Below are 11,954 nucleotides of genomic sequence, written 5' to 3'. Positions count from 1 at the left end.
GGCTCTGGATGGTAGGGAGTTCGGGCGTCTAAATTCGGGCGTCTAAAGATGAAGATAGCACGGACCGGATCGATCGGGCAACTCGGAGAGGCAGGTTGTGAGGAGGGCCATGCGGATCGCGCGGTTTGCGGCGGAGGGACGGATCTGGGAGGGGGAGGTCACCCCGGAGGGGAGGCTGGTGGCGGACGGGCGGGCCTTTGATCCGGAGCGGGTGGTCTGGCTGCCGCCGGTGCCGCCTGGAGGCAAGGCCATCGGCCTGGCCCTCAATTACCGGGAGCATGCCGAGGAGCTGGAGGTCGCCCCGCCCGAGGAGCCGGCCCTCTTCCTGAAGCCGTCCAACACCTGGATCGGCCATCGCGCCCCGGTGCGCTACCCGAAAGGGGTGAAGGTATTGCACGGGGAGGTGGAGCTGGTGGTCATCATCGGCCGGCGCTGCCGCAACATCCGTCCTGAGGAGGCGTGGGAGGTGATCGCGGGTTACACCATCGGCAACGACGTCACCGCCCGGGACTTCGTCGGGAATTTCTACCGCCCGCCGGTGCGGGCCAAGGGCCAGGACACCTTCGGCCCCATGGGGCCATGGCGGGTGACCCCCGATGAGATCCCCAACCCGCACAACCTGACCATGCGACTCTACGTGAACGGACGTCTGGCCCAGGAGGGGCACACCTCGCGGATGATCCATCGCATCCCGGAGCTGATCGCCTATATCAGCTCGTTTATGACCCTGGAGCCGGGCGACACCCTCTGGACTGGCACCCCGCGCGGCATCGTCCCGGTGCAGCCCGGCGATGTCATGCGCCTGGAGATCGAAGGCATCGGCGTCCTGGAGAACCCGGTGGTGGAGGAGGGATCTTAGTCGGTTTTCGGAGAAAAACCAATCTTTTCATTGATCTCTTTTAAGATCTTCTCTAAATCTGGCGGATCGGATGTCACAACCTGACGCTGCACACCATCATGTTTGTGATGAGGGAAGTTCGGAAGATGAGGGAAATGTGGAGCGTTATCATACCGAAAAATTAAATTACCGTCTCTATCTTGATAGTGATATGAATAAGAAACTCGTGTTATTTCCGGACCGAATACAATAAATTCTCTAAAAAATAATGCGGATTCATCGATAAAGTAAAGAGATCCTCGCACAAAGACAAGTTGGGGACTTCGTTTGTCGAACTCGATGGAAAACGAATGCACAAAGGTAAAGCTGGCAATTAATTGTGTGATTTGAAGAAAATATTCGTCAGGATTCACTGGATCTCGGCTCCTAGAAGGGCGTCTCGTTGTGCAAGAAGCAGGCGATAGAAAGTCAATTCTCCGAACCATTCGATGAAATCCGGATGGTCGTCCAGCTCACCGGCCTGGAAGCGTCGTTCAAACTCTTCCGAGGGCATTCCATAACGTGTCTCGAAGTGACGGAGGCGTTCCAGGGTGCGGCGGATGCTCCGTTCCAAAAGCCGCGCCTCGTCTCGAAGGGCGGCTTCGATCAGCGGCCTCAGAGGGACGGATGCCGGACTGGTGATCCGAACTTGCTGGGACATGTCGTCTGCCTCTCAGAGGAGAGATGATCGGTAAGGGAATCATAGCCCGGACAGTGGAGGGAAGCAAATCCTTTTTCCGCCAGCCGGTTTCGTCTCCGGCTGGACGCGATCGGTGGAGGAGGCGGTATGGAACAGCGCGACGGGCTTTACATCGTCCGCCACTTTATCGACAACGCCTTTGTGGATGCCCTCGAGGGGGGGACCTTTGAGACGCTGAACCCGGCTACCAATCGTCCCATCGGGATCGTGGCCGATGGGACGGCGGCGGATGTGGATCGAGCGGTGCGGGCGGCCCGCCGGGCTTTCGAGGAGGGGCCCTGGCCGCGCATGCCGGCCGCCGAGCGGGCCCGCTACCTCCGCCGCATCGGCGATCTCATCCTGAAGCGGGCCGAGGAGATCGCCTATCTGGAGGTGTTGGACGTCGGGATGCCCATCACCCAGGCCGGCAAGGGCGCCATCCCCCGGGCGGCGGAGAATTTCTACTTCTTCGCCGAGATGGCCACCCGCATCACCGGGGAGACCTACCCGAAAGACGGCGAGTTCCTCAACTACACGATCCGCAAGCCGGTGGGGGTGGCCGGGCTGATCACCCCCTGGAACACCCCCTTCATGCTGGAGACCTGGAAGGTGGCCCCCTGCCTGGCCGCCGGCAACACCTGCGTCCTGAAGCCGGCGGAGTGGTCCCCTCTCTCGGCGAATATGCTGGCTGAGATCATCCAGGAGGCGGATCTCCCCCCGGGGGTCTTCAACGTCGTCCACGGCTTCGGGGAGCGGGCGGGCGCCCCCCTGGTCGCCCACCCCGGGGTGCAATTGATCTCCTTCACCGGCGAGACGACCACCGGGATGGAGATCATGCGCAACGGCGCTTCCACCCTCAAGCGCTACTCCATGGAGCTGGGGGGCAAGAACGCGGCCATCGTCTTCCCGGACGCGGACCTGGAGCAGGCCCTGGATGGGGTGATCTGGCAGGCCTTTTCCCTCAACGGGGAGCGCTGCACCTCGAATTCTCGACTGCTGCTCCACCGGGCGATCTACGAGGAGTTCCTGGGCCATCTGCTGGAGCGGGTGGCGGCCATCCGCGTGGGCGATCCCTTCGATCCTCAAACCGAAGTCGGCCCCCTGATCCATCCGGAGCACTGGCAGCGGGTGCGGGACTACATGGACGTCGCCCGGGCGGAAGGGGCCACCATCGCCCTGGGCGGCGATCGGCCGCCCCATCTCCCCGAGGGCAACTACTTCGCCCCCACGGTCATCGTGGACGTGCGCCCCAAGATGCGGGTGGCCCAGGAGGAAATCTTCGGGCCGGTCCTGGTCGTCCTCCCCTTTGAGACCGAAGAAGAAGCCATCCGCATCGCGAACGGGGTGAAATACGGGCTGGCCGCCTACATCTGGACCCGGGATCTGGTCCGGGCCCATCGGGTGGCCCAGGCGATGGAAGTGGGCATGGTGTGGATCAACGCCCCCAACGTCCGGGATCTGCGCACCCCCTTCGGCGGGGCGAAATACAGCGGGATCGGCCGGGAGGGCGGCTTCTACAGCTTCGAGTTTTACACCGAAGTCATGACCATCCACGTGGCCCTGACCCCGCCTCGCATCCCCCGGCTGGGCGCTGGGCGGTGATCCCCGCCATAGAGGAGCTCCGGCAAAAGGAGGGATGAGGATGGGCGCACGAACCGGCGCGCAGTTCCTGCAGCGGATCCGGGAGCACCCCCGGGACCTCTGGCATCGCGGGGAACGGGTGGAGGACCCCACCACGCACCCGGCCTTCGCCCGCGGGCTTCGATCGATGGCCCGCCTGTATGACCTCCAGTGGGAGCGGGCGGACGAATGCCTTTACGATTCGCCGAGCAGTGGCCAGAAGGTTGGCCTCTCCTTCCTGATCCCTCGCTCCGCGGAGGATGTGCGGCGGGTGAGCCGGATGATGAAGATCTGGGCCGATGTCCACTTCGGCTTCATGGGCCGCACTCCGGATTACCTGAACCGGGCGATGGCTTACTACGCCTCGGGGGCGGACTTCTTAGGCGAGAAGGAGCCGGCCTTCGCCGAGCATATGCGTCGCTATTACGAATACCTGCGGGAGAACGATCTCTGCCTCACCCACACCCTGATCCACCCGCAAGCGAACCGGGCGGTGGGCCCCGCGAAGCAGGCGGATCCTTATCTGGCGGCCCGGGTGGTGAAGGAGACCGACGGGGGCATCGTCCTGCGTGGGGCGCGGATGCTGGCGACGCTCCCCGCTGTGGATGAGATCATGGTCTTCCCCTCGACGCTGTTGCGCAACACGGAGGAGGACGCCCCATATTGTTACGCCGTCGGCATCCCCTGCGACACGCCAGGGTTGCGCTTCCTGTGCCGCGAGACCCTGGACTACGGCCGCTCCCCCTTCGATCATCCGCTGGGATCGCGCTTCGACGAGATCGACGCCGTGGTGATCTTCCACGATGTCTTCGTCCCGTGGGAGCGGGTGTTCATTTACCGGGACGTGGAGCGGGCCAACCAGGCCTACGCGGCCACCGGGGCCATCGTGGGGATGGCCCATCAGGTGGTGGTGAAGAACATCGCCAAGACGGAGTTCTTCCTGGGGCTGGCCTCCCTCATCGTCGACGCCATCGGCATCGAGGGCTTCCAGCACGTGCAGGAGAAGGTGGCGGAGATCTGGATCTACCTCGAGACCATGAAGGCCCTGCTGCGGGCGGCGGAGGCGGACGCCCATGAAGACGCCTTCGGGGCCTTCCGGCCGGCCTGGCCGCCTCTGGACGCGGCCCGCAACCTCTATATGCGGTGGTATCCGCGCATCGTGGAGATCATCCAGCAGCTCTCAGCCAGCGGCATCATCGCCACGGTCACCGAGGAGGACATGAAGAATCCCGAGCTCATCGAGGACATCCGCCGCTACTTCCAGGCGGCCCGGGCGGAGGCCTACGACCGCATCCCCCTCTTCCGCCTGGCCTGGGACGCCGCCCTCTCCGCCTTCGCCGGCCGGCAGGTCCAGTATGAACGCTTCTACTTTGGGGATCCGGTGCGCATCGCCGGCGTCATCTTCCAGAAGCACGACCGCACGCCCTATATGGAGAAGGTCCGGGAGTTCCTGAAGCAAATGAAGGAGGAGGCCTTCGCCCAGGCGGAGGAGGCGAGGCCTTGATGGGACGCGCCGGGCGGAGCGATGACGGGAGACCACCCGGAGCCCGGAAACCCTTCAAAGGAGGGATCCCATGGGCGGGTTCTCCATCACGCGCGCGGCACATGCGGAGCTCTGCGTGACGGATCTGGAGCGGGCTCGGGATTTCTACGTGGAGGCCCTGGGGTTCGTGGAGGTCGCTCGCGAGAAGGATCGTCTCTACCTGGGCGGCCTGGAGGAGCGCGATCGCTACAGCCTGATCCTCAAGAAGGCGCCAAGCCCGGGGGTGACCCATCTGGCCTTCCGCGTGGCCGATCCGGAGGACCTCGATCGCCTGGCCGCGCTGTATGAAAGCGCCGGATGTCCCGTCCGCTGGCTGGCCCCCGAAGAGGAGGAGGCCGGCCAGGGGCGGGCGCTGCGCGTCCAGGACCCCACCGGGCTTCCCGTCGAGTTCTTCCACGAGATCGCCCGGCGGGAGCGGTTGCTGCAGCGGTTCGATCTCTACCGGGGCGCCCACATCATGCGCCTGGATCACTTCAACTGCCAGGTCCCCAACGTCCAGGAGGCCTACGACTGGTGGACCGGGAAGCTGGGCTTCTACTGCTCGGAATACACGGTGACCGACGAGGACCCGCCCCGGCTGTGGGCGGCATGGCTCCACCGCAAGCAGAACGTCCATGACATCGCCTTGATGAACGGGATCGGCCCCCGTCTCCACCATATCGGCTTCTGGGTGGCGGACACCCAGAGCGTGCTGCGGGCGTGCGACATCCTGGCCGCCCGGGGGATGGGAGGGGCCATCGAACGGGGGCCGGGCCGCCACGGCTTAAGCAACGCCTTCTTCCTCTATCTCCGGGATCCCGACGGCAACCGCATCGAGCTCTACACCAACGACTACATCATCCCGGACCCCGATTGGGAGCCCATCCGCTGGTCCATCAACGACCCGCGCCGGGCCACCTTCTGGGGGCACATCCCGCCTCGCTCCTGGTTCGAGGAGGCCTCCCGGGTCGCCCACATCCTCACCGGGGAGTGGATGCCGGTGCGGGAGCCCCTGCTGGTGGATCGCCCGGTGTTCGTCACCTGATCGAACTGCGGAAGTGGGCGGCGATGGTGCGTCGGAAGGAAACCCTGAGCGATGGGCTGGTGATCGCCTGGGAGGAAGGGGGCGCGCGCGAGGGGCCGCCGCTGCTCCTGCTCCACAACGCCTGCAGCACCTTCCGGGCCACGTGGGGACGGGTGGCCGAGCCCCTGGCCGCGCGGTTCTACCTCATCGGCCCGGACCTGCGGGGCCATGGGGAGAGCGCCAACCCCACGGGACGCCTGGACCTGCGGGAGATGGCCGATGACATGGCGCGGCTGCTGGACCGGTTGGGGATCCCTTCGGTCCATCTGATGGCCTTCAGCGGGGGCGCTTCCACCGCCCTCTATCTGGTCACCCGGCATCCTGCGCGGGTCCGCTCGATGGTCCTCATCGGCAGCCATTACACGGTGCGGAACCTGCGCACCCGTGGGGACGGCTTCTGGGATCCGGAGCGGATCCGTCGGGAGCAGCCGGCATGGTGGGCGGCGATGGTGCGCTGGCACGGCTCGGAGGAGCGGGTGCGGGCGTTGCTGCGTGGCTGGCAGGAGGAGGATCGCTGGCGGCCCGACTTCCGGCCCGAGGATCTGCAGGCCATCCGCGTCCCCACCCTGTTGCTGATCGGCGAAAACGACTTCATCACGCCCATCGAGCAGACGATGGAGATGGCCCGCTGGATCCCTCAGGCTCGCCTGGTGGTTTTCCCGGGGGCCGGCCACGACCTGATCCGGGAGCGCCCCGAGGCCTTCCTGGAGACGGTGCACGCCTTCTGGGACACGCTGGGGATCTCGAGGGGATCGGCGCGCCCCCATCGGTGAGGCGTATCGCGGAAACCGGGAGACGGGAGCTGCATCAGGCGGCTTCCGGGCTCTCCCGAGGAACGGAAAAACCTATGTCCTGATGAGGAGGGGCCTATGGCGGTGCAGGCGAAGCCGATGTATTGGAACGAGGAGATGGAGACCATGCCGCGGGACCGGCTGGAGCGACTCCAGCTGGAGCGCCTCCAGCGCATCGTGGATTACGTCTACCACCGGGTCCCGCACTACCGGCGGAAGATGGACGAGGCGGGGGTGAAGCCGTCGGACATCCGGCACCTGCAGGACATCGTAAAGCTTCCCTTCACCTCCAAGGCGGATCTGCGGGAGACCTATCCCTTCGGCATGTTCGCCGTCCCCCTGAGCCAGGTGATCCGCATCCACGCCTCCTCGGGGACTACGGGGAAGCCGACGGTGGTGGGCTACACCCGCAACGATCTGGAGGTGTGGGCGGAGGTCTGCGCCCGCTGTCTGGTGCTCTCCGGCGCCCGACCGGGGGAGGTCTTCCAGAACGCCTACGGCTATGGTCTCTTCACCGGCGGCCTGGGGATGCACTACGGGGCGGAGAAGCTGGGGATGGTGGTGGTCCCGGTCTCCGGGGGGAACACCAGCCGTCAGCTGATGATCCTCAAGGACTTCGGCACCCACGTGATGGCGTGCACCCCCTCTTACGCGCTGGTCATCGCCGACGCCCTCCTGTCCAACGGCTACCGGCCGGGCGACCTCAACCTGCGGGTCTTCATCCTGGGCGCCGAACCGTGGACGGAGGGCATGCGCCGGGAGATCGAGGAGAAGCTGGGGGTCCACGCGGTCAACATCTACGGCCTGAGCGAGGTCATCGGCCCCGGTGTCGCCAACGAATGCATCGAGGCCAAGAACGGCTCCCATATCTTCGAAGATCACTTCCTGGTTGAGGTCGTCAACCCGGCCACCGGAGAGCCGGTCCCGCCCGGGACGGTGGGGGAGCTGGTCTTCACCACTCTGACCAAGGAGGCCTTGCCGGTGATCCGCTACCGGACCGGGGATCTGGCCTCCATCGATCCGACCCCCTGCGTCTGCGGGCGGACCTTCGTGCGCATGTCCCGGGTGCTCGGGCGCACGGATGACATGCTGATCATCCGCGGGGTGAACGTGTTCCCGTCCCAGGTGGAGGCGGCGCTGGTGGGCCTGCCCCATGTGGCGCCCCACTACCAGCTGGTGGTCACCCGGGAGGGCCGGCTGGATCAGCTGGAGGTGAAGGTGGAGGTGACCGAAGCCTTCTTCCGGGAGGTGGGCGGGGAGCTGCTGGCCGGGGAGGTATTCGAGAGCATCGAGGCTGTTCAGGGCCTGCGGGAGAAGGTGAACCAGGTGCTGGATGAAGCCCTGGGGATCCACGTGAAGGTCACCCTCACCCCGCCCAACACCCTGCCCCGGAGTGAAGGCGGGAAGCTCCGGCGGGTGGTGGACATGCGGCCGAAGGACGCATGAGCGGCTCCGTCCCGGCGATGGGGGATCCCTTTATGAAGGCCCTGGGGCTGGAGGCGGAGATCCCGGGGCCCGGACAGGCTCGGGTATGGGGGGTGGTGCGCCCGGAGCACCTGAATCTGCACGGCACCGCCCACGGCGGCTTCCTCTACACGCTGGCGGACGCCGCCTTCGCCCTGGCCTCGAACTCCCATGGGGTCCGCGCCGTGGCCCTCTCCACCCATATGGAATACCTGCGGGCGGTGCAGGCGGGGGAGCGGGTGGAGGCGGTGGCCGAGGAGGTCTATCGCGGCCGCCGGGCCGCCCTCTACCGGGTGGAGGTGCGGCGGGACGGCGAGCTGGTGGCCGTGTTCACCGGATGGGTTCACCGGTTTGCGGAGTAGGGGCAGCCAGGGAGGCTGCCCCTGTTTCCTTCCTCGCAGCGGGGCTCTGAAGGCGGGCGGAGGGATGTTCGTGCTACGTTCCCTCCTCCCAGGAGGCCAGGTAGCGCTCCTGCTCCGGCGTCAGGCGGTCGATCCGGATCCCCATCGTCTCCAGCTTCAGGTGGGCCACCGCCTGATCGATCTCCCGGGGGACCGGATAGACCTGGCGCTCCAGGGAACGCCCGTGGCGGACCAGGTATTCCACCGAGAGGGCCTGGTTGGCGAAGGACATATCCATCACCGCGCTGGGGTGGCCTTCCGCGGCGGCCAGGTTCACCAGCCGCCCCTCGGCCAGCAGGTAAATCCGGCGCCCGTCCTTTAAGGTGTATTCCTCCACGAACTCCCGCACCCGCCGGGGCTCTCCGAGGCTCAGCTCCCGCAGCGCCGGGATGTTGATCTCCACGTTGAAATGCCCGGCGTTGGCCAGGATGGCGCCATCCTTCATCACCTCAAAGTGAGGCCGGTCGATGATGTGGATGTTGCCGGTGGCGGTGATGAAGAGATCTCCCTCCCGCGCCGCCTCCTGCATCGGGAGCACCCGGAAGCCGTCCATGGCCGCCTCCAGAGCCCGCAGGGGATCCACCTCGGTGACGATGACCTGGGCGCCCATCCCCCGGGCCCGCATGGCGATCCCGCGACCGCACCAGCCGTATCCGGCCACCACCACCACGCGTCCGGCCAGGAGGATGTTCGTGGCCCGCAGGATGCCATCGATGGTGGACTGGCCGGTGCCGTAGCGGTTATCGAAGAGGTGCTTGGTCAGCGCGTCGTTGACGGCGATGATGGGGTAAGCGAGGACGCCCGCCCGGGCCATGGCCCGCAGGCGGATCACCCCGGTGGTGGTCTCCTCGGTGCCGCCCAGGATCTCCGCCATCCACGCTGGCCGCTCCTTGTGCAGCGTGCTCACCAGATCCGCCCCGTCGTCCATGGTGATGTGGGGGCGTTGGGCCAGGCACGCCTGGATGTGACGGTAATAGGTCTCCGTGTCCTCCCCCTTGATGGCGAAGACGGGGACCTCGAAGAAGCGCACCAGGGCAGCGGCCACATCGTCCTGGGTGCTCAGGGGATTGCTGGCGCAGAGGGCCACCTCCGCACCGCCGGCCTGGAGCGTGCGGACCAGGTTGGCCGTCTCCGTGGTCACGTGCAGGCAGGCGGAGATGCGGATCCCGGCCAGCGGGCGCTCCCGCTCGAACCGCTCCCGGATGCGCCGCAGCACCGGCATCTCCCGATCCGCCCACTCGATCCGCTGCAGGCCGCGGTCGGCCAGAGAGAGATCCTTCACATCGAACGCCTTGGCGGTCATCCGTGCCTCCGTGATGTGGGGCTCGCAGGATCGGAATGACGGTCCGACCGATCCCGTCACGCCTCCTCAACCGGAGGGAGGCGCACTTTCCGATTGTAGCAGTTTCTGCCATCGCCGGATCCGTGAGGCGCTCCCGATCGTGGCGCCGGCAACGATCAGGGCCGCCCCCAGCAACGCGATCTCATACAGCGGGATCCATCCCATGGCCCAGGCGACGAAAGGCACCCAGGCTCCCGAGGAGATCCCCAGCGCGAACTCCAGCAGGGATCCTCCTGATCGCTCCCCTCCGCCAGCGCGCACGCCTTTTATTGTAGTGTAGTAAGGAGCGAAATCGGCGAGGGAGCCCCTTGACGGGATCCTGCTTTCGCGGCATAGTTCGTGAAGATTTTCATTTTGGAGGGAGACGATGCTGCGACGGATTCTCCTCGGCATCGCCATCGGCGTGGGGCTCGTCGCCTGTCAGCCCTCCGCGGGCGCCCGTCCGCTCTCCGTGCGGTTCGGCGCGCTGCCCATCCTGGACGTGTTGCCCGTATATGTGGCCCAGACAGAAGGGTATTTCGCCCAGGCGGGCCTGGAGGTGGAGGTGATCCCGGCCGCCTCGGCGGCCGAGCGGGATCAGCTGATGCAGGCCGGCCGCATCGACGCCATGGTCAACGACACCGTCTCCACCCTCTTCTACAACAAGGAGAAAGCTCAGATCTACGTGGTCCGCATCGCCCGTCAGGCATATCCCGAAGCCCCTCAGTATTTCATCCTGGCCAACCCCAACGCCGGGATCCAGAGCCCTCAGGATCTCAAGGGCGTAGAGATCGCCATCTCCCAGGGCACGGTCATCGAATACATGACCGATCGCATCCTGGAGCGGGCAGGCCTGAAGCCCGGGGATTATCAGACCGTTCACATCCCGCGGATCCCGGACCGGCTGCAGGCGCTGATGGAGGGTCGAGTGAAGGCCGCCACCCTCCCGGATCCTTTCGCCACGCTGGCCATCCAGCAAGGCGCGAAGGTGGTGGCGGATGACCGGGAGGTGCGGTCCATCTCCCTGAGCGTGCTCAGCTTCCGGGCGGAGGTGGTGGAGCGGAACCCGGAGGCGGTGCGACGCTTCCTCCAGGCCTGGGATCGGGCGGTGGCGGCCATCCGGGCGAACCCCGAGAAATACGCGGGCCTCCTGGCGGAGAAGCAGCTGGTGCCCCAGCCTTTGGTGGGGACCTACCGGCTGCCTCCGTATCCCGATCGAGCGCTGCCGACCCGGGAGCAGTTCGCGGACGTGATCGCCTGGGCCCGGGCGAAAGGCCTGCTGCAGGCGGACATCCCCTACGAGCGTCTGGTGCGGGAGGTTCGCTGAAGGAAGATCCGACGGCGAGGACCTTTCGAGGCCGTGGGGACATGGGCTGGGAACACCTCCTCCCAGCCCATGTCCATATCTCCAGTAGGAGGGGCTTTAGCCCCGAACCCTCGTTTTCGATAACGCAAGGGTCACAGTGAGAGCCGCTTCGATGACTCCGAACCTCTGGTTCTCGATGACGCAATGGTCGCGGCGAAAGCCGCTCCTACGAAAAGATGGTGGCTCATGTCTCTGAATGATTGGAGAAGGGTGGAGGCTACCTCCTCTCTCGTCGCACGATCGGTTCAAGCGGGCAACGGCCCGTGTTTTGTAAGAGGGGCTTCAGTTTCAAACCTCCATCCTCGATGACACAAAGGTCGCGGCTGAAGCCGCTCCTACAAAAAGATGGTTTCTGTAGGAGGGGCTTTCGCCCCGAACCTCCGTCTTCGATGAGGCAAGGATCGCGACGAAAGACGCTCCCACACAACCATGCCTCCCACATCGATTTTCTCTCCCCTCGTTAGGCCATCGGTTCACGCAGAGCCACTGCAGGCTGCCGACCGGTATCCCAATCTCCGATCATTGGAAGGGAAGAGCCAAGATGGTTTTCTGTAGGAGGGGCTTTCGCCTCGAACATCCGTCTTCGATGGCGGAGTCGTTGCGGTGAAGGCGGCTCCGGCAACCCCTGAGCCCCTGATTCTCGGTGACACAAAGGTCGCGGCGAAAGCCGCTCCTACAAAAAGAAAGATGGTTTTGTAGGAGGGGCTTTCGCCACGGACCTCGCTTCCATCCGCGCGTCGGGGGATGCCCGCGCGGGCCGGCTGGGTATAATAGAAGCCATCGGGGAGCGTGGTAATCACCCCCCTGAGTAGTGCTCGGTGGTATAATC

12 protein-coding genes are annotated in these 11,954 nt (G+C 65.5%); 8 read left to right on the top strand and 4 right to left on the bottom strand.

Features of this window, described 5'->3' with window-relative positions; genetic code table 11:
• Nucleotides 1-109: 109 nt before the first annotated feature.
• Entirely contained in the window at nt 110-859 is a 750-nt protein-coding gene (locus KNN16_RS07225; protein WP_303900423.1) for a fumarylacetoacetate hydrolase family protein, read from the top strand.
• On the opposite strand, the gene KNN16_RS07220 is transcribed toward KNN16_RS07225, so the two are convergent.
• Together KNN16_RS07220 and KNN16_RS07215 are read right to left on the bottom strand one after the other, a co-directional pair.
• Entirely contained in the window at nt 856-1,251 is a 396-nt protein-coding gene (locus tag KNN16_RS07220; protein ID WP_303900421.1) for a DUF6516 family protein, read from the bottom strand. The two genes, KNN16_RS07225 and KNN16_RS07220, sit on opposite strands and share 4 nt — an antisense overlap.
• The gene (locus KNN16_RS07215; protein WP_303900419.1) at nt 1,248-1,538 is read right to left on the bottom strand and encodes a hypothetical protein; all 291 of its coding nucleotides are present in this window, start codon (nt 1,536-1,538) and stop codon (nt 1,248-1,250) included. Before KNN16_RS07215 ends, KNN16_RS07220 begins: the two co-directional genes overlap by 4 nt.
• A 126-nt stretch (nt 1,539-1,664) precedes the next feature.
• Here KNN16_RS07215 and hpaE point away from each other — a divergent pair, with 126 nt between their 5' ends.
• The 6 genes from hpaE to paaI all read left to right on the top strand — a co-directional run bounded on the left by hpaE (nt 1,665) and on the right by paaI (nt 8,399).
• Entirely contained in the window at nt 1,665-3,158 is a 1,494-nt protein-coding gene (hpaE, locus tag KNN16_RS07210; RefSeq protein WP_303900416.1) for a 5-carboxymethyl-2-hydroxymuconate semialdehyde dehydrogenase, read from the top strand.
• 40 nt (nt 3,159-3,198) lie between these two features.
• The gene (hpaB, locus tag KNN16_RS07205; RefSeq protein ID WP_299284900.1) at nt 3,199-4,680 is read left to right on the top strand and encodes a 4-hydroxyphenylacetate 3-monooxygenase, oxygenase component; all 1,482 of its coding nucleotides are present in this window, start codon (nt 3,199-3,201) and stop codon (nt 4,678-4,680) included.
• A gap of 70 nt (nt 4,681-4,750) precedes the next feature.
• Entirely contained in the window at nt 4,751-5,743 is a 993-nt protein-coding gene (hpaD, locus tag KNN16_RS07200) for a 3,4-dihydroxyphenylacetate 2,3-dioxygenase (RefSeq protein ID WP_299284903.1), read from the top strand.
• 23 nt (nt 5,744-5,766) lie between these two features.
• A complete protein-coding gene (locus tag KNN16_RS07195) occupies nt 5,767-6,555 on the top strand; it encodes an alpha/beta fold hydrolase (protein WP_303900411.1) in 789 nt (262 codons plus the stop codon).
• Between the two features lie 96 nt (nt 6,556-6,651).
• Nucleotides 6,652-8,019 (top strand): phenylacetate--CoA ligase family protein, encoded by a 1,368-nt coding sequence (locus tag KNN16_RS07190; RefSeq protein ID WP_303900408.1) that lies wholly within the window; start codon nt 6,652-6,654, stop codon nt 8,017-8,019.
• A 17-nt stretch (nt 8,020-8,036) separates the two neighbouring features.
• Complete coding sequence (gene paaI, locus KNN16_RS07185) at nt 8,037-8,399, top strand: hydroxyphenylacetyl-CoA thioesterase PaaI (RefSeq protein WP_369685889.1); 363 nt, start codon at nt 8,037-8,039, stop codon at nt 8,397-8,399.
• 73 nt (nt 8,400-8,472) lie between these two features.
• Here the strand turns inward: paaI and ahcY are convergent, their stop codons facing one another.
• Together ahcY and KNN16_RS07175 are read right to left on the bottom strand one after the other, a co-directional pair.
• The gene (ahcY, locus tag KNN16_RS07180; protein WP_303900403.1) at nt 8,473-9,741 is read right to left on the bottom strand and encodes an adenosylhomocysteinase; all 1,269 of its coding nucleotides are present in this window, start codon (nt 9,739-9,741) and stop codon (nt 8,473-8,475) included.
• A gap of 66 nt (nt 9,742-9,807) precedes the next feature.
• A complete protein-coding gene (locus KNN16_RS07175; protein ID WP_303900400.1) occupies nt 9,808-9,966 on the bottom strand; it encodes a hypothetical protein in 159 nt (52 codons plus the stop codon).
• A 181-nt stretch (nt 9,967-10,147) separates the two neighbouring features.
• Here KNN16_RS07175 and KNN16_RS07170 point away from each other — a divergent pair, with 181 nt between their 5' ends.
• Nucleotides 10,148-11,086 carry an ABC transporter substrate-binding protein gene (locus KNN16_RS07170; protein WP_303900397.1) on the top strand — a complete coding sequence of 313 codons (939 nt, stop codon included), beginning with the start codon at nt 10,148-10,150 and terminating at the stop codon, nt 11,084-11,086.
• Nucleotides 11,087-11,954: the final 868 nt, after the last annotated feature.

Origin of the sequence: Thermoflexus hugenholtzii (assembly GCF_018771565.1) — a bacterium.
In the GTDB taxonomy this organism is placed as follows: Bacteria; Chloroflexota; Anaerolineae; order Thermoflexales; family Thermoflexaceae; genus Thermoflexus; species Thermoflexus hugenholtzii_A.
This window is presented reverse-complemented; position numbering and strand designations above follow the sequence as displayed.

Excerpts from the sequence above, each read along its gene's own strand:
- hpaD (WP_299284903.1), top strand. The coding sequence starts at position 4,751 with ATGGGCGGGTTCTCCATCACGCGCGCGGCACATGCGGAGCTCTGCGTG.
- KNN16_RS07215 (WP_303900419.1), bottom strand. The coding sequence starts at position 1,538 with ATGTCCCAGCAAGTTCGGATCACCAGTCCGGCATCCGTCCCTCTGAGG.
- KNN16_RS07190 (WP_303900408.1), top strand. The coding sequence starts at position 6,652 with ATGGCGGTGCAGGCGAAGCCGATGTATTGGAACGAGGAGATGGAGACC.
- hpaB (WP_299284900.1), top strand. The coding sequence starts at position 3,199 with ATGGGCGCACGAACCGGCGCGCAGTTCCTGCAGCGGATCCGGGAGCAC.
- hpaE (WP_303900416.1), top strand. The coding sequence starts at position 1,665 with ATGGAACAGCGCGACGGGCTTTACATCGTCCGCCACTTTATCGACAAC.
- KNN16_RS07195 (WP_303900411.1), top strand. The coding sequence starts at position 5,767 with ATGGTGCGTCGGAAGGAAACCCTGAGCGATGGGCTGGTGATCGCCTGG.
- paaI (WP_369685889.1), top strand. The coding sequence starts at position 8,037 with ATGGGGGATCCCTTTATGAAGGCCCTGGGGCTGGAGGCGGAGATCCCG.
- KNN16_RS07170 (WP_303900397.1), top strand. The coding sequence starts at position 10,148 with ATGCTGCGACGGATTCTCCTCGGCATCGCCATCGGCGTGGGGCTCGTC.
- KNN16_RS07225 (WP_303900423.1), top strand. The coding sequence starts at position 110 with ATGCGGATCGCGCGGTTTGCGGCGGAGGGACGGATCTGGGAGGGGGAG.
- ahcY (WP_303900403.1), bottom strand. The coding sequence starts at position 9,741 with ATGACCGCCAAGGCGTTCGATGTGAAGGATCTCTCTCTGGCCGACCGC.